Genomic DNA, 16780 nt, shown 5'->3' on the forward strand with positions numbered 1-16780 from the left:
TTACTTTCCGATTTTGCGACGAATAACGAAGTGGATGGGAATTTGCAGGATCAAGAACATGCCGAGGCCCACCAGGCAACCCCGGAGGACCGTCATGGTGTCGAAATCGCCGTACATGATCGTCGACGCTGCAGAGACGATGTGTGAGAACGGATTCACATTGATGCTGATGCGCAGCCAGTCCGACAGGAATACCGAAGGCATGAGCGCCTGGCTGACGAACAGCACCGGCAGTGCCAAAGGCAGCATCGCGACCGGCGCCTGCGGGTTGAGCGTGCGGAGTGCCACCAGATAGAACAGTGAGCTATATGCGGCCGACCACAGAAACATCAGCAGGATGAGTAGCGCTGCGGTGAGGATCCCGGCGCGCAAAGGGGCATCGAGCAAAGCCAGCAGGCCGATGACGATCACCGCCGCGGGCAGGATCCTGAACATCTCGAAGCCGATCTTGGCGGCCATGATCTGACCAGTCGAGACACCATAAAGCCGCAGCCGGTCGGTGAAGCCCGAACTGATCTCTTCGATCAACGTTCCCGCGCCGTATCCCGCGCCAAGCATCGGAATCAGCATGATGAGGCCCGGGGCGATGTAGGCGGTATAGGAAGTCAGCGGAAATCCGGGCAAGTCCGCGACGCGTTGGAACATCGACCGCACGAAGACCACCAACACGACCGGAAACACGATGGGAAAGATGAAACCGAAGACCGGCTGTCGCAGCCCCACAACGACATAGCGGCGAAAGAGGCGGGCGGTGTTCGCCAGCGCGGAGCGGGTCATTGGGTAGCCTCCAGGAACGCGTCGCGCAGCGACGTCGATCGAATTTCGATGTTCGCGCCGGCCAGTCCGAGCCGATCCAAAACCGTGGCGAGCGAACCGATCTCGGAGGCAGACGCAGAGTCCAGTGATCCGGTTACCGCGCTGCTGCCCTTGCGCTGCATCGGGTAGCCGGCGCCGGCCAGTTGCCGCACGGCGTCGTCGGTTATCTCCTGGGGTGCCGAAATGTCCACGGCGAAGCCGTGGCTTCGGGTGAACTCCTGTGTCGAACCCGCAGCGACGAGCACCCCGTCCTTGATGATTCCGACTTCATCGGCCAGCGAGACGGCTTCGTCCATATCGTGTGTGGTCAGGACGACGGTACGGCCCTCAGAACGCAGCAGCCGGATTGCGTTCCACACCTCCTGCTTGCCTTCGATGTCCAGCCCGCTGGAAGGCTCGTCGAGAAACAGCATCTGTGGGTTGTGCGCGACCGCGAGGGCCACGTCGACGCGGCGGCGCATACCACCGGAAAGTGCTCCGACTTTGCGATTCAGGTACTTTCCGAGGCCGAACTGCTCGACGAGTTCGCCCTCGCGACGCTTCCTGTCGGATTTCGGCCAGCCCGCCATCGCCAGGCTCATGCGTATCTGCTCGACGGGTGACATCCACAGATCGAGGGCGACCTCTTGCAGCGCCACGCCGATGAGTGGCCGCAGCTGCGTCGTGTTGTCAACCGGAACCCCCAGCACCTCCAGCTGGCCGCTAGTCGGGGTCAGCAATGTGGTGGCCATCCTGATGGTCGTGGTTTTACCCGCCCCGTTGCGGCCCAACAGGCAATAGACCACCCCGCGCGGAATCACGAGGTTGAGACCGTCGACGGCGTTGGCGTCCGAACCGGGATAGGACTTGACCAGGTCGACCGCTTCGAGAGCGGAGGTTCCTGGCTGCGAATTTCCGGTTTCGTTGTCAGTCTTGGACTCTGGGGAGGACATAGCGTTCCAGCTCTTCCGTTAGGTTGATGCCTTGGGCGGTCATGTTCACGTCGATGGCCGTATACAGCGGAAAGCTGCCGCCCTTCGGTACATCGTTGATTTGGTGGACTTTTCCGCTCGTCATCCCCGTAATGGTCAAGTCGACAACGGTGCGGGCCAGCTCAACCGGCTTGCCGCGCCACGTAGCCTGGCGCGTCCCGTCGGCCCGCACGGTGCCCGACAACTTCGCGCCCCCGCCGCACTCGCCGTGCAGGTCTCGTGGCTCGTTGAGGTTCTCGAGCGCGATGCCGCCTGCCACGGCGCACTGCAACGACACCCGGGAATCCAGTGGGTTGACGATGGTGATGGCGTTGAGGGTGCTCGCCGTCCCGTCCTTGGAAAGGACGCCGGTCTCGTAGGGGAACCGGTCACCCTGGTAGTAGTGCTGCACCTGCAGCTCACCAGCGCGTGGCCCTGGGCCGATAGTCAGCAGACCGCTCTTGGGCAGGACGGTCGTTTCCTTGAGATATGTAACCGAGCCAGCTACCTCAACCGAGTAGCCGCCATAGGGCGATCCCTCAGCGGGCTCGGCAACCGGCTGCGAAACCGGCTGCGGGTACTCGAGCAGCTGGAACGCATGGCCGACGGGTTCGCCGGCGGCCTTGTTCACCGCCGTACATCCGCCGGTCAGCGCTGCCGCGGCGACCAACACCGACGCGGCCATCGAAGATGATCTCATTGCGCTACACCGGTTTTGGCCAGACTTTTGCGAAGACGTCGGTGACGGTGAGCAAAAAACGCCGACAAGATCTTGCTCATCAGCTTGCCCCACCCGGGGATAAGGCCCATGGGTGCCTGAGGAGCCAGCGTGATCTCGTCGCTGACCACCGTTTTATCGCCTTTTGGTTCCAGGGTGCGGTGGTGTACCCACACCCGCATCCCCGTCATCGTGGACTCTTCGCGGAACATCCGGCCGGGTTCAATCCTGGTGATGGTGATGTCGTCAAACCCGAAGGGAAGGAACCCGAATAGTAGAAGGAAGCTCTTGCCGATCCGGGTACCCGGTTCCACGTCGGCAATGGATCTGCCGATGAACTGTTTAGGCATGGTCATTTTCATGTAGGGGCCCATCTCATGATTGATCCCCTCTTGGGTGGTGACCGTCTGCCATACCCGTTCGACGGGGCAGTCGATCTCACTGACTTTGCGGAAAACGTGCTCGTCGGTGTGGATTGATCTCATTGCTCTCTCTCTTCTTCCCCGGAAGGTCCTGGTACAGCTGAGGCTGGATGTGGTGCTTGGACTGTCAGCGCCAGCAGTGATGCCGAATCCGCATCCATGTCGCGAATGGAATCCGAGATGAATGACCCGCCGATATCGACTACGGCGGGCACACTGTCGGCGCCGATGTAGTTCGGCAGAATTTCTCCGATCTGGTGCAGGCGATCGGGCAGCAGTTGGCGATACCACTCGAACAACGGCACGACCAGCGCCACCGTGACGAGATCGACGCCGTCGGCGGCGAGACTGCTGAAAAACGCTCGCCAGATCTGTTCGATCATCCCGGAGCGACGCGCGCTTCGCAGCACCCCCTGGGTAGCGAGTTCTGCGATTCGCCGCGGATCGATGCCGTCGAAAAAGTCACTCCAGCGCGGGTAGAGAAAATTGCGGCGAGTGCGTTCGTCCACGGGGTAGTTGCGCGCGTCACGTAGCGTGCTGAAGCTGTCCAGCCCGAGCTCTGGGTCATGGCGCAGCGCGCGGAGAACTCCCACGGGCTGGTGCGGTGCCGCGGTGTCGAGGCTGACGAAAATCTCCGACGAGCGCTCCCAGTCTCGGTAGTGCACCATTTCCGCAGCGGCGATATCGGCATCGCTCGCGAAGTTGTTCTCCAGACCGAAGACGGTGTACTCGACCTGTTTGGCCCATCCAAAACGCGGATCGGACGCCGCCACTCGCTCGATACGACACAGCTGTTCGGTCATGCCTGTGCCGCCAGGTCGTCGGGTAGACCAGCGATTTCGTTGCCCCGGCGGGACACGTCAGCGATGACCCCGGTGGCCAGGTCTGCGGTGATAAGCGGATTGACGAAAGTCAGCTTGATCGCCTGGTGTCCGGCCGCGCGCGATCGACCAACGAGTGCGAGGCCACAACGAGCGAGGCTGCTGCGGATCGCACTGTTGACCGCGTCGCACTTCTGCTCGGTCAGCTCCGGATGGCGCCACCGCAGCACTACCGTGTTGACGGCCACGGGTGCACACAACGTGAGGTGGGGGTGGTCCGATACGGCCCGGCCTGCGGCTGCCGCGGCGGCGCAGGTGGCGTCGATCATCGCCCCGATACGCCGCTCACCGAGCGCACGCAGGGTGAGGAATATTTTCAGCGCGTCGAATCGACGGGTGGTCTGCAGAGACTTGCCGACCAAATTGACGACATCGTGTTCGACATCATCGGCGGGATTGAGGTAGTCGGCGTGGCCGGCCGAGACGCGAAAGGACTCGGCGTCTCGGACCAGAAGGGCACTGCAGCTGATCGCCTGAAACAGCAGCTTGTGAAAGTCGACGGCCACGGAGTCGGCTAACTCGATACCCCGCAACAGATGTCGGTGTTGGGCACTGAAGGCCAGACAGCCCCCGACACACGCATCCACATGCGCCCAGACACCGTGCTGCCGGGCGATCTTGATCGCGGGCTCGAGCGGATCGATGGCCCCGTAGTCGGTGGTTCCCGCGGTGAGGAACAGTCCGAACACCGGTGTGCCGCGGGCTTGGCTCTCAGCGATGCACCCCGCCAACGCCTCGACGCACAAACGTCCTGCATCGTCGGTAGGCACTTCGATCACGGCGTCGGCGCCAAGGCCGAGGATGCGCAGTGCCTGGCGCGCCGAGAAGTGCGCCTGCCGAGTGCAAAGCAGTCGCCATGAGCGCGCCGCCGCCGGCAACCCGGCGGTGCCGACATCCAAACCCAGCGTCCGCTGCGCGAAAACATCACGTGCCATCAGCAACGCGTGCAGATTGGATTGGGTGCCGCCAATGGTGAAGGTACCGTCCGCATCTGTCCCGTATCCGATTCGGGCACAGAGATGTTCGACAACTCGTTGCTCGATGGCCGTGGCTGCGGGAGCTTGGTCAAACGAATCGAGGGACTGATTGAACGCGCTGATGAGAACCTCAGCGGACAGGGAAGCAACGGTGGGCGGGCAGTGCAGGTGCGCCAGGTACGCGGGGTGGGTGACCACAGCGGAGTGCCCCGCCATGAGGCCGACGGCCTCCTCCAGGGCCGCCGGCAGGCCGACACCGGCAACGGTATCGAGCCTGGGCTTATCCGCCAGCTCCTTCAGCAACGAGTATCCGTCCACCAGGCCGGGCGCGTCGGCCGCTTCCAATGCATTCGCAACCAAGCCGCTAGCCAACGTAATTGCGTCGCGGTAGGCGGCCGTGCCGCTGCCCGAGACGAATTCGCCGGCGAAGTCACTCACGTCGCGGCTCATCGCTGGTCCGCCCGGAGGTCAACTGCCTTGGTGCGGTGCCGTTCTACCTGCTTGACGGCAGCTTCGAAGGCAGTCAAAGCCGCGCTGATGTCGGCTTCCTCGATGGTCAACGGCGGCAGAAATCGGATGACGTTTCCATACTGTCCGCCAGATTCGATGATGAGCCCGTTACTGAGGCTCGCACGCTGAATCTGCCTAGCCAGTTCGGGTGCCGGTGCCACACCCGACGGCCACGGCAGCTGCGGGTCCACAATCTCGGCGGCCAGCATCAACCCGCGGCCGCGAACGTCGCCAACGATCTCGCACTCTTCGAGAATGCGTTGCAGTCCGGTGCGGAAGTACTCCCCCATCCGGGTTACATGCTCGGCCAACGCCGCTTCTCGGGCGTATCGAATGACCGCGCTCGCCGCGGCGAAGGCCATCGCGTTGCCCCGGAACGTTCCGGTAAACGCACCGGGTTCCCAGACGTCATAGCCTTCGCGAACCACGATCACGGCAATCGGCACACCCGAGCCGAGGCCCTTGGACATCACGACCATGTCGGGCTCGATGTCGCAATGCTCGAACCCCCAAGCCCGTCCGGTCCGAAACATCCCTGCCTGTACCTCATCGGCGATCAGGGGGACTTCGAAACGGTTTGCCAGGTTGCGCAACGCCTTGGCCCAACGCGGGTGGGCCGGCAGCACGCCGCCCTCACCGAGGACGAATTCGGAGATGATCGACGCGGGGGCGCTGATGCCGGCGTGGGGTGCGGCGAGCTGCTCGACGGCCGTCACTGCCAGGTCTACGCCACGTTCGCCCCCGACGCCGAAGGGACACCGATAGTTCTGGGGGAAGGGCAGAAACGTCGTCCGCGGTGCCATCACTACGGGCTGTTGCCGAAGTCCGCCGCCGGAGCTTGCCGCGCGCGCAGCCCTGGTGCAGCCGTGGAAACCTCCCTGCACGCCAACATGTTCACGCCCACCGGTGGCGATTTCGGCAAGCGTGAGGGCCGCCTCGACAGCGCTGGCACCGCTGGGCGAACACAAGTGGACCCGGCCGTCGGCGGCCAATCCCGGCGGCAGGATGGAGAGCAGGTCTTCGACGAACTGCTCCCTCGCGGGGGTATGAAAGTCCAACGACAGCCAGGGCTCACCGGAGTCAACGGTTTTGATGACCGCCTCACTGACCACCGGATGGTTCCAACCCAGCGACATCGCCCCAGCGGCCGCTAGGCAGTCGATATACCAACGCCCGCTGCTGTCACGTACCCGGGTACCGCGGGCCTCGACCAGTCGTATCGGGAGGCGTCGCGAGTAGGTCGCCGCATTGGATTCCCGCATGGGGGGTGGGTTTTTGGCCAGCATCACACAGCCTCATCGGTGAGTTGCCGGATCGGCTTCGACGACTCTGCCCGGCGGCTGAGCAGGCGACGGAATGAGCTGACCACCGATGGGTCCTCGGTCACCCAATAGCCGCGGTCGCGGGGAACTGCCTCCGCGAGCCGTCGTCGAGCCTCGGCGAGCTGGTGGTAGGGCAGCTTGGGGAATAGGTGGTGAACAGCGTGCAGTCGCAGACCCAACGGGGCCCAGAGCTCACCCAGGACCGGCAGCGACGGATGGTCGATAGAGTCGAGCACTTGCTCGGGGAATGTCATCCGCTGGTTTTCGCTCTCGTACCGATGAGCAACGAGCACCCGAATCCAGTTGACGAACAGGATCAGGCTCACGACCGCGTAGGCCTCCAGCAGTCGGTACGGCGCGAATACACCAAGCCCGAAGAGCACGGCCACCCCGACCAGGTAGGCGAAACAGGCGAATTCCTGGATCAGCCAGGAGCGAGGGACGCCACCGGGCGGAAGTGTGCGGCAGAAGTCTGCGTCGATCATCAGTGCCGACGCCCGAGTCAGTACGTACCGACGCAATGGTGGGACAAGCCAACTCAGCGGCGCCAGCACCAGGAACCGCACCACGAAGAACACCGGCCCCAGCAAGGCGGTGAAGGGTAGGGCGACCACCCGCCAGCGCGGTTCGGTGGCATAGGCCACATACTCGCCGTCGGCGGCGGTGCCGTAGGTGCGCGACGCGTGATGTTCTTGATGAAAATCGTAGGTGAATTGCGGAACCATCAGCGGGATCCCGCAGACCGCATGCCAGTACAGCGCGAATGAACGTAGTTCGGCACCGGCGTGCACGATCTCGTGGACGAAAAGGACGGCACGGTATAGCGCCAACGCAGCGACCACCACGCAACCCACAGCGGCGGGCGAAAGGGGTTGCCTGGCCGGGCACAACAGGAATGCCGTGTAGCCCACCGCTACACACACCGTCAGGTCGACCCAGTAAATCCACTGCCGTCTTACAGCGAGGTCGGCTACCAAGGATCGCGCCTGCGCCATCGAGATCCCGAGCACGTCCTTGGAGCCGCCCCCCTCGGCCAGCGCCTGCCGCGTCTGAGTACTCATCCAACAAACTCCGTAATCAATTCCGCCACTGACACTTTGGGAATGCCCAGCTCACGCACCGCCCGAGTAGGGTCGTAGTAGACCTTGCGGGCCATCAGGTCGATGTTCTCGGGAACCAACGGGTCATCGAAATGCGCCCGACTCGAGAAATCGGATGCGATACGTTTTCCCCTCCCGAGGGCGCGGAATGGCCGCATGGGCGCGACCCGTACCTGGTGGGATCGCCCCACGGCGCGCACGAGCAGCTCAGCGATCTGCCGGTACGAAAGGTTGTCGGTGCTGAGTATGTATCGCCGCCCCGGTTGACCCTTGTTCATCGCCGCTGTGACACCGGCCGCGAAGTCGCGGGCCGAACAAACGGCGGTTCCTCCCGGCGGAACGACCCGCAACAGACCTTTGCGCGCCGCGACCAGCAGGCCCTGCCAAGACCGGGGCGACCCGAACCCAGGCGCGAAGACGGCCGCCGGGTTCACCACCACGACATCGAGCCCGCGGTCGACGAAGTCGAGCACCAGCTGTTCGCCAGCCCGCTTGGTAGTCGAGTAGACGTTGTCGAGCACCGAATCTCGCGGGTCGAAATCTTCGTCCGCGATCACACCATTGGGGGGATATCCGATGGCCGCCGTGGAGGACACGTGCACGAGGCGTTGCACCCCGTGCCGCCACGCCGACTGCGCAACATGGTATGCGCCGAGCACGTTTGTGCGCCAGATCTGGTTGGCTAAACGGGAATTCGGCGATGCGATGCCGGCGAGATGGTAAACGCGCGCAATTCCGCGCATCGCCTCGTCCACGCTTTGAGCATCGGTGATGTCACCCCGAACAACATCGACGTTGGAGCGCAACTCCGGGCTCATGACGTGCGGATCGCCGGGCTGCACCAATATGGTTGCCCGCTCGCCAGCGCGCACCAGCGCTTCCAGGATCGTCGAGCCGAGATACCCCGTGGCGCCCGTGACCAGAATTCGCGGTGCCATCAGAGCTCCTTTTCATAAACTCGATGACGCTTCTCGGGCGCCTTCTTCATCTGCGCCGCAAGCGAATTGGACCACATGTTGTCCTCGTGCATCCACGTGGTGGCGACAGCGGAGTACCCAGCGCCGGTTATCGTTCGCACGATCTCTCCAGCCAGGATCCGGCCTAGGCCCGCGCCGAACTGGGTTTGGACCGCGCCGATGAGCACCACGACGGCAGTGCGCACCCCGCGGATTCGACCGCCTCGTTTGGCCGCGATCCGGAGCAGGGCCGAGGGCGTGAATCTGCCCGATTGACCAGTGATTTCATTGACGTCGGGCAGCATGAACAAGAAGCCCACGGGTGTGTTGTTCGCTTCTACGATCCTGACGATGTTCGGATCGATCAGCGGCCGCATCTCGGCGGCCATGCTGGCAAACACGGGCCTGCTTAGCGGCACGTTTTCTGGATGCTTTGCGAACGAGTCGTTGTAGAGCTTGCGCAAGAGTTCGACTTCCTGCTCGTAATCCGACAGTCGTACCGGCCGAACGCTGGCACCTTGCGCGCCCAGTACCGCATCGGCTCGACTCAGCAGGCGCTGCTGGACTGACGGGTTTTCATCCACGCTCCAGCGAAAACAGGCGGTGTCGAACTTCTTTGAGTATCCGGCCGCCTCAACCAACCTCGGGTAATACGGTGGGTTGTGCGGCTGCATGATCGTTGGTGGAGTGTCATATCCGGAAATGAGTAGCCCGACGTCCTCGCGTGACGTGTAGCTGAATGGGCCGATGATGGCGTTCATGCCGCGCCCTCGCGCCCAGTTCTCGGCGGTGGTCAACAGCGTCGATGCGATGGCCTGATCCGGCTCGCTCTCGAAAAATCCGAAGAACGCGTAGTCGCCATAGCGTTGCACGTAGTGGGAATCGATGCAGGCCGATATCCGCCCCACCGGCCGTCCTTGCCGGTAGGCGACGAAGTTGGCGATCTGAACCTCGGAGTGCAACGGGTTCTTGCGGGGATCCATCTTGGCGCGCATGACTCGGCGCAGTGTGGGCCGCCACGCGTGGTCACCGCGATAGATCTGCCACGGAACGCCGATGAAGTCCTTGATCTCCGCATTGGTGCGTACCGGACGGACGGTCGGCGCCGGCGGGTGCGCTAACGCCTCGGTCCATCGATGTGCGCCGACTTCTTCATCAAGCACGAATGATTCCCAGGTCGTATGCCAACTCGGGATTTTTCTTGCTCTTCCAGAGTGCGCCATCCATGTAGAAGTGATGCAGGACGAAGGTCAGTGGTACGGCAAAAATAATGGTATCGAGTTGCCCGGCAAGCACGCCGAGTCCGGCAAGAAATGCGATGTAGAGCGGCAACGCCTTTCTGGTAGACAGCCGTGCCAGCAGAAGCTTCTTCTCTTCGGAGTTCTTGCTATGCGCAAACCGCGTGTTATTCCTGGTCCAGTTGATCAGGTGATATTGCAGGCTGTGCGTGGTGGTGGCGATCAGGATGAGCGCGAACAGATCTGATACGAGGAGGTAGGAAAGGTTGTAGGACAAGGCGGCCACGACGAAGGTCGCCACCGCCATCGCTGGCAGGGTGCGCTGTCCGTCGCGTTTGAGCTGGAGCTGCTCAATGACGGCAAGGGCCAAACAAACCGCGGCGACGATAAATCCGGCGATGACTATGAGCTTGGGCACCGGGGGCACTGGAACGCTCAAATTAGAGAATGGAAGTCGCTTGCCGAAGACTTCATACTCGGAGAAATGCAGCCCGTGAGCCGCTCGAAAGACTACGGGCGCCAGACACGTCGAGTAGAGGGCGTACTGGATCTTTTTCCTGGGGCCCTTGTAGCCATTCTTTGCGGCGTAGATGTTGATCATGCCGAAATGCTGTTTCAGCACGTGGAAAACTTGCCAGTACGCCCAAATCGCGAGCAGCGGGATGAGCCATCCCCCAAACCATAGGATCGCGACCAGTGTGCCGATCACGACGAGGCTCATCAGGTAATGCGCCCGGTAGCGCGACCGCTCCCGCGGGTCCAGCCAGATCCGGACCGAGGTGGTGAAGACGTGCGGAAGGTCGGACAACAGGGAAAAACCGACCGCGCCGACCAGGAACAACCCCTTGTGGCTACCGGCGGCAAAGAGGACTGCCGACAGGAAGGCACCCAACCCGAATACCAGGAGGATGTCTACCCGTTGTCCGACGAACCACCCTGGCTGCTGCGCCCCATCGCGCGACAGCGGTTTGGCCGCTTCGGTACGACCACTCGCGAGCCCCTCCATGTACACTCACCTCAACCGATTGGTAATGACAATAATTTTCATTTAGCCTGGCACACGATATGGACTCCGCAGTCCGCATGTCAAACGCAGGCCGCACGTCTTCCCGCTTCGCCTCCGGCCCCAGCCGCTAACAGCGCACGCTGGACCGGCGGGCGCTGCGCGTGACCGGGCCGAGCAGGTTCGGCGGCGCTCAGTTCAGCGCGCGATGGCCCGATCGACGGCTCAACCGTTGGCCGAGCTGCGGGGGCCATCTCGGACTCGAAGGTCGGCCTTAGGCGCGTCTGGCAGGTGGCGGATCTTCACCACCCGCCACGGCCTCGTTGTCCCACAGGCAAGAGGTTTATCAGGCTAGCCGTTGGAAAGGAGCCGTTGCCTTGGTCGCCATCACCGGAGACGACGTCGAGAACAGCAACATCACACAACTCACGGATACGACGGATACGACCGAACGTGGCCAACCTGCTATCGCCACTGATGAGCTCGAGTCACCCAGCACGGCCGCGGGGCCCTGCGCCGATGTGGAATCGGGTAACGCTGACGATGTCGACTGCACGGACACCGACGCCCATGCCCCGCGTGCACCCCGGCGTTGGCGTTCCCGGTGGTCGCGGATGCGAGTCAAGCGGGTCCGCGTCGGATTCAACCAGGCAATCCTGGCCGTGATTCTCGCGTCCCTGAGCGTTTCCGCCGTGCTGGGGTGGCACCTGTTTGCGGCGCATCACGCCAACGTGGCGGCCGAGCTGGCTCAGCAAACAGCGATTGGATACGCCCAGACATTAACGAGTATCGACAGCAACAATGTAGATGCAAACTTCAACCAAGTCCTCGACGGCGCGACAGGCGAATTCAAGGATATGTATACGCGCTCGAGTGTTCAGCTCCGCCAGCTGCTGATCGACAATAAGGCCACAGCACACGGAGTCGTGGTTGATTCCGCCATCCAGTCGAAGTCCAAGAGCAGGGTCGTTGTGCTGCTGATGATCGATCAGACGGTAACCAATGCCGCTCGCCCGGATCCCCGAGTCGACCGGAGCAGGATGAAGATCACCATGGAGAAGACCGACGGGCGTTGGCTCGCCAGCAAAGTCGAGCTCTCATGACCGGCCCCGCTATGTCTGGGTGGAAAGCCGCGTTAGCGGCAGGGGTGCTGGTGGCCGGCTGCGCTGTCTCGACCGCCCCCTCGGCATGGGGGTCTGCCCAGTCGTTCTGCGGTGAGCTCGGCGGCGACTTTGACGGCCGCTATTGCCATACCACCGTGACCTCGGTCCGCAAGGCGGACCGAGACATCAGGATGGCAATTCCGGGCGACCTGGTAGACAACGCCGTCAGCGGTCCGGTGGTCCGGGACTACCTGCGGACCCTCTACAACAATTGGAGAGAAAAAGGCGCAGACATGGTTCAGGACAGCTGGGGCGAAGAAAACTACCAGCAGTTCGGCCACCAGAGCGCCGTATCCGTGGTGTTCCATGAGGATTACCATGCCGACGGTCCCAAGATCAACAACGCCTACCGGACCTTCACCTTTGACACGGCCCTCGGCCGGCAACTGCAGCTGACCGACATTGTGAAAGCGGGACTGGATCCTTTGGCCGTCATTCCGCCGCTGGCTGAACCGTTCGTCGCGGCAGCACTCGATCGTGCCGCCCCACCGCACCAGCCGGGAACCTATCCCTTCACCGTCGATCGGTGGACTCCTGACAAGGATTACTCGGGCGGGTACAAAGCGTGGGCATTGACGCCAAGCGAATTGATCCTCTATTTGCCGGACTACCCTGTCGCGCACGACAACCCGATCAACTATGAGCCCGGCATGCCGGTGTGGTCGATGGACGGGGGTGCGGTTGAGGCCCACATCCCGATTGATGTGCTGGCCCCGGTGTTGAGGTCGGGCTATGGAGGGTAAAGACGACGGGTGCATCTCCCCGCAGGAGGGAGGAACCACCCGCAAGCCTCGAAGAGTCGGTCCTGACGCCAAGGCCAAGGCGGGGCGCACTTCAGCTACGACAGATGCCGCCGCCCAACCGGGGCCCGATCCGACCCGAGATCCGGTCTCCGACTCACCCGAGACATGCGGAGGAGACCACGGCGGCAATACGATCGGTCGCGCGCCGGGTGCTGCCGAACCAAGTAGCCAAGAAACGGAATTGGAGGTGGATCACGACGATCTCGATCCCGGCATCCAAGCCTGTGCCGCCGCTGGCGATGGTCCCGATCCTGCCCTCGAGCCAGGACATGACGTAACGCCACAACGTCGGGCGCGATCACGGACAAAGGTCGCTGCCGCACTTGCGGCGGCCGCCGTTCTCGCCGGCACCGCGGCGTTGGGGTGGTTATGGAAAGAGCAGCGTGACAACGAGATTGCTGGCCGACAGGCGCTCAGCGCAGCGCTGCGGTTCACTGAGAACTTGACCACGATCGACAGCGCCAATATTGATGAGAACTTCCGCGAAACCATCGACGGGTCGACCGGAGAGTTCAAAGAGATGTACCTCAAGTCCAGCGCCGCGTTGCAGCAGGCACTGAGGGAGAACAAGGCATCAGCGCACGGAGTGGTCGTCGAGTCGGCCATCAAGTCGACATCACCAGACACGGTTGTAGTGGTGCTGTTCGTCGATCAGTCGGTGAGTAATGCGCGAGCACCCGAACCTAGGCTGGACCGAAGTCGCGTCGAAGTCACCATGAAAAAAGTCGACGGCCGCTGGCTGGCCGCGAAGGTCGAGTTGCCCTGACACGAATCACCGGTGAGCAGTCGGCGTTCCGATCAGGACGAGCCGCTCGGCCTCTGACAGCTTGATCGGGCCCGAGTCGACTGCGAGGTATCAGAAGCGCGCCAAATCGTTGGGCAGCATCAGATCGAAGCCCTCCTTTAGGCAGGGCTCCGGCGTTGTTGATTAGCAGGCTTGTGAGCTGGGGGATTGTGGATTGAGGGGGTCTAGGCGGCGGTTGGCGGTCAAAGCGGTGATCCGGCAGGCTTCGGCGATGTTGTCGGCGCCGTTGAGGCGGTGCAGATTGATCGCGGTGTTGCGTAGCGTTGCTAGGACCTGTGCGCCGTTTCCGGTATGTGCCCTTTGAACGCCGGAGCCCTGCTCCTTTAGGCTATTCCACCGCTGCGTAAAATGACGGCTGGAATGCGCGCTTGGCGCCGAGATCAAATTCCCTTTCATGACACGACCGCCCAACTGGTGAAGCTGCGAACACTCCGGCAAACCGACTAGTCACCTGGTTAGTGGCCAAATTCAGCCCCAAAATAGTTCACTCCGACACACTTTCCACATGATGCGCTGAACACAATTCAGCCAGAAATCCGACCGTCGCATGCGCGTAAATCTGATAACCCACTAGCAAAACTACTACGTACGCCTTGCCGGCCGCTATTGCCGCCTCCGCCGAGAACCGCCATGATCGGCGCGTGGCCCACCTTGCCCACCTTGCCCACCCGTGCCGACCGGGCCCGAACGCGGCCCACACTAGGCTTGAGGAGAAGTCGCAGATATCAATGCAGGCGACAAGCTGTATGCCGCCGAGCCGCAGCGGGCTGTCTGCCGAGGACGCCGATCCGCGATACTGGTAGCCGCACCTACAACGCAGAGAACCTCGAAACCGAACCGACAGTGACGCCGGGAGATACACATGAGCGCCGAGCAGCCGACCATCATCTACACGCTGACCGACGAGGCGCCACTGCTGGCGACCTACGCTTTCCTGCCCATAGTGCGGGCTTTTGCCGAGCCCGCTGGCATTCAGATCAAGACCAGTGACATCTCGGTGGCCGCACGCATCCTGGCCGAATTTCCCGACTACCTCACCGACGAGCAGCGGGTCCCGGACAATCTGGCCGAGCTGGGCGAGCTGACGCAGGACCCGGACACCAACATCATCAAGCTGCCCAACATCAGCGCATCGGTGCCCCAGCTCAAGGCGGCGATCAAGGAGTTGGAAGACAAGGGGTACGCGATTCCGGACTATCCGGCCGACCCGAAGACCGACGAGGAAAAGGCGCTCAAGGAGCGCTACGCCAGGTGCTTGGGCAGTGCAGTGAACCCGGTTCTGCGCCAAGGCAACTCGGACCGTCGGGCGCCCAATGCGGTCAAAGAGTACGCCCGCAAACACCCGCACAGCATGGGTGAATGGTCGATGGCTTCGCGTACCCACGTCGCCCACATGCGACACGGCGACTTCTATGCCGGGGAGAAGTCGATAACGCTGGACCGCGCGCACAAGGTGAAGATGGAACTGGTGACCAAGGGCGGCCAGACGCTGGTGCTCAAGCCCGAGGTCTCGCTGGATGACGGCGACATCATCGACAGCATGTTCATGAGCAAGAAGGCCTTGTGCGAGTTCTATGAAGAGCAGATCGAGGATGCCTACAAGACCGGCGTGATGTTCTCCCTGCACGTCAAGGCGACGATGATGAAGGTCAGCCATCCCATCGTCTTCGGCCACGCCGTCAAGACCTTCTACCGGGACGCCTTCGCCAAGCACCAGAAGCTGTTCGACGAATTGGGTGTCAACGTCAACAACGGGTTGTCAGATCTCTACAGCAAGATCGAGACCCTGCCGGCCTCCCAGCACGATGAGATCATCGACGACCTGCATCGTTGCCACGAGCACCGCCCCGAGCTGGCGATGGTGGATTCCGCCCGCGGAATCACCAATTTCCATTCCCCCAGCGACGTCATCGTCGACGCCTCGATGCCGGCGATGATCCGGGCCGGCGGCAAGATGTACGGCGCCGACGGAAAGCTCAAAGACACCAAGGCGGTCAACCCGGAGTCCACGTTCTCGCGGATCTACCAAGAAATCATCAACTTCTGCAAGACCAACGGACAGTTCGATCCGACAACGATGGGCACGGTCCCCAACGTCGGCCTGATGGCGCAACAGGCCGAGGAATACGGCTCACACGACAAGACCTTCGAGGTTCCCGAGGACGGCGTCGCCAACATCGTCGACCTTGACACCGGCGAGGTGCTGCTCACCCAGGATGTCGAAGCCGGCGATATCTGGCGCATGTGTGTGGTCAAGGACGCGCCGATCCGCGACTGGGTCAAACTGGCCGTCACCCGCGCCCGCAATTCGGGCATGCCGGTGCTGTTCTGGCTGGACCCGTACCGTCCGCACGAGAACGAACTCATCAAGAAGGTCAAGACGTACCTGAAGGATCACCACACCGAAGGTCTGGACATCCAGATCATGTCTCAGGTGCGTTCCATGCGGTACACCCTGGAACGCCTGATTCGCGGGCTGGACACCATTGCCGCGACCGGCAACATTCTGCGTGACTATCTGACCGACCTGTTCCCGATCCTGGAGCTGGGCACCAGCGCCAAGATGTTGTCCATCGTGCCCCTGATGGCCGGCGGCGGGATGTATGAAACCGGCGCCGGAGGCTCAGCGCCCAAGCACGTCAAGCAACTGGTCGAGGAGAATCACCTGCGCTGGGATTCGCTTGGCGAGTTCCTCGCCCTGGGAGCCAGCCTGGAAGACATGGGCATCAAGATCGGCAATGACCGGGCCAAGATTCTGGCCAGGACTCTTGATGACGCAATCGGCAAGCTGCTGGGCAACAACAAGAGCCCCTCACGCAAGACCGGTGAGCTCGACAACCGGGGCAGCCAGTTCTATCTCGCCCTGTACTGGGCCCAAGAACTTGCCGAGCAGACCGACGACGCGGAACTTGCCGAACACTTCGCCAAGCTCGCCAAGGCGCTGGCCGATGGCGAGGAGGCCATCGTGGCCGAACTCGCCGAAGCGCAGGGCGAGGCGGTTGACATCGGCGGCTACTACGCGCCGGACAACGAGAAGACAACCGCGGTCATGCGGCCCAGCAAGACGCTCAACGCCGCGCTGGAGGCCGCACAGGGCTGAGGCCCGCCACCCTCTG

Annotated in this window: 15 protein-coding genes and 1 pseudogene; 4 read left to right on the plus strand and 12 right to left on the minus strand. The window is 62.5% G+C overall.

Annotation, left to right across the window (positions count from 1 at the left end; translation table 11 throughout):
• Genes MMSP_RS02500 through MMSP_RS02550 form a run of 11 tightly spaced genes read right to left on the minus strand, consistent with a single transcriptional unit; the run spans position 1 to position 10896 of the window.
• Positions 1-777 carry an ABC transporter permease gene (locus MMSP_RS02500; RefSeq protein ID WP_012392170.1) on the minus strand — a complete coding sequence of 259 codons (777 nt, stop codon included), beginning with the start codon at positions 775-777 and terminating at the stop codon, positions 1-3.
• Positions 774-1748, minus strand: a complete 975-nt coding sequence (locus MMSP_RS02505; protein WP_015354000.1) for an ABC transporter ATP-binding protein — start codon at positions 1746-1748, stop codon at positions 774-776. The genes MMSP_RS02500 and MMSP_RS02505 overlap by 4 nt, the downstream gene beginning before the upstream one ends.
• Positions 1723-2466, minus strand: coding sequence for a hypothetical protein (locus MMSP_RS02510; RefSeq protein WP_171944484.1), 744 nt, complete (start codon positions 2464-2466; stop codon positions 1723-1725). The genes MMSP_RS02505 and MMSP_RS02510 overlap by 26 nt, the downstream gene beginning before the upstream one ends.
• A complete protein-coding gene (locus MMSP_RS02515) occupies positions 2463-2969 on the minus strand; it encodes a hypothetical protein (RefSeq protein WP_011742406.1) in 507 nt (168 codons plus the stop codon). Before MMSP_RS02515 ends, MMSP_RS02510 begins: the two co-directional genes overlap by 4 nt.
• A complete protein-coding gene (locus tag MMSP_RS02520) occupies positions 2966-3709 on the minus strand; it encodes a hypothetical protein (RefSeq protein WP_011742407.1) in 744 nt (247 codons plus the stop codon). Before MMSP_RS02520 ends, MMSP_RS02515 begins: the two co-directional genes overlap by 4 nt.
• Entirely contained in the window at positions 3706-5214 is a 1509-nt protein-coding gene (locus tag MMSP_RS02525; RefSeq protein ID WP_020785341.1) for an aspartate aminotransferase family protein, read from the minus strand. Before MMSP_RS02525 ends, MMSP_RS02520 begins: the two co-directional genes overlap by 4 nt.
• Positions 5211-6560 carry an aminotransferase class III-fold pyridoxal phosphate-dependent enzyme gene (locus MMSP_RS02530; protein ID WP_020785342.1) on the minus strand — a complete coding sequence of 450 codons (1350 nt, stop codon included), beginning with the start codon at positions 6558-6560 and terminating at the stop codon, positions 5211-5213. The genes MMSP_RS02525 and MMSP_RS02530 overlap by 4 nt, the downstream gene beginning before the upstream one ends.
• Entirely contained in the window at positions 6560-7657 is a 1098-nt protein-coding gene (locus tag MMSP_RS02535; protein WP_020785343.1) for a fatty acid desaturase, read from the minus strand. The genes MMSP_RS02530 and MMSP_RS02535 overlap by 1 nt, the downstream gene beginning before the upstream one ends.
• Positions 7654-8634 (minus strand): SDR family oxidoreductase, encoded by a 981-nt coding sequence (locus MMSP_RS02540; RefSeq protein WP_020785344.1) that lies wholly within the window; start codon positions 8632-8634, stop codon positions 7654-7656. The genes MMSP_RS02535 and MMSP_RS02540 overlap by 4 nt, the downstream gene beginning before the upstream one ends.
• Complete coding sequence (locus MMSP_RS02545; RefSeq protein WP_020785345.1) at positions 8634-9815, minus strand: GNAT family N-acetyltransferase; 1182 nt, start codon at positions 9813-9815, stop codon at positions 8634-8636. The genes MMSP_RS02540 and MMSP_RS02545 overlap by 1 nt, the downstream gene beginning before the upstream one ends.
• Entirely contained in the window at positions 9808-10896 is a 1089-nt protein-coding gene (locus MMSP_RS02550) for a hypothetical protein (protein WP_036426043.1), read from the minus strand. Before MMSP_RS02550 ends, MMSP_RS02545 begins: the two co-directional genes overlap by 8 nt.
• A gap of 374 nt (positions 10897-11270) precedes the next feature.
• Between MMSP_RS02550 and MMSP_RS02555 the strand changes: the two genes are divergently transcribed.
• From MMSP_RS02555 to MMSP_RS02565, 3 genes are all read left to right on the plus strand, one after another.
• Positions 11271-11996: a hypothetical protein gene (locus MMSP_RS02555; RefSeq protein WP_012392160.1), complete on the plus strand. Its 726-nt coding sequence runs from the start codon at positions 11271-11273 to the stop codon at positions 11994-11996.
• Positions 11997-12007: 11 nt separating this feature from the next.
• Positions 12008-12799, plus strand: coding sequence for a mannan-binding lectin (locus MMSP_RS02560; RefSeq protein WP_036427042.1), 792 nt, complete (start codon positions 12008-12010; stop codon positions 12797-12799).
• A gap of 247 nt (positions 12800-13046) precedes the next feature.
• Complete coding sequence (locus MMSP_RS02565; RefSeq protein ID WP_020785348.1) at positions 13047-13625, plus strand: hypothetical protein; 579 nt, start codon at positions 13047-13049, stop codon at positions 13623-13625.
• A 221-nt stretch (positions 13626-13846) separates the two neighbouring features.
• Here MMSP_RS02565 and MMSP_RS26630 read toward each other — a convergent pair.
• A pseudogene (locus tag MMSP_RS26630) lies at positions 13847-13964 on the minus strand (ISAs1 family transposase); the annotation flags it as partial.
• A 562-nt stretch (positions 13965-14526) separates the two neighbouring features.
• Between MMSP_RS26630 and MMSP_RS02570 the strand changes: the two are divergent.
• Positions 14527-16764 (plus strand): NADP-dependent isocitrate dehydrogenase, encoded by a 2238-nt coding sequence (locus MMSP_RS02570; RefSeq protein WP_020785349.1) that lies wholly within the window; start codon positions 14527-14529, stop codon positions 16762-16764.
• Positions 16765-16780 lie beyond the last annotated feature (16 nt).

It is taken from the genome of Mycobacterium sp. 012931, from assembly GCF_000419295.1.
Lineage (GTDB): Bacteria > Actinomycetota > Actinomycetes > Mycobacteriales > Mycobacteriaceae > Mycobacterium > Mycobacterium marinum.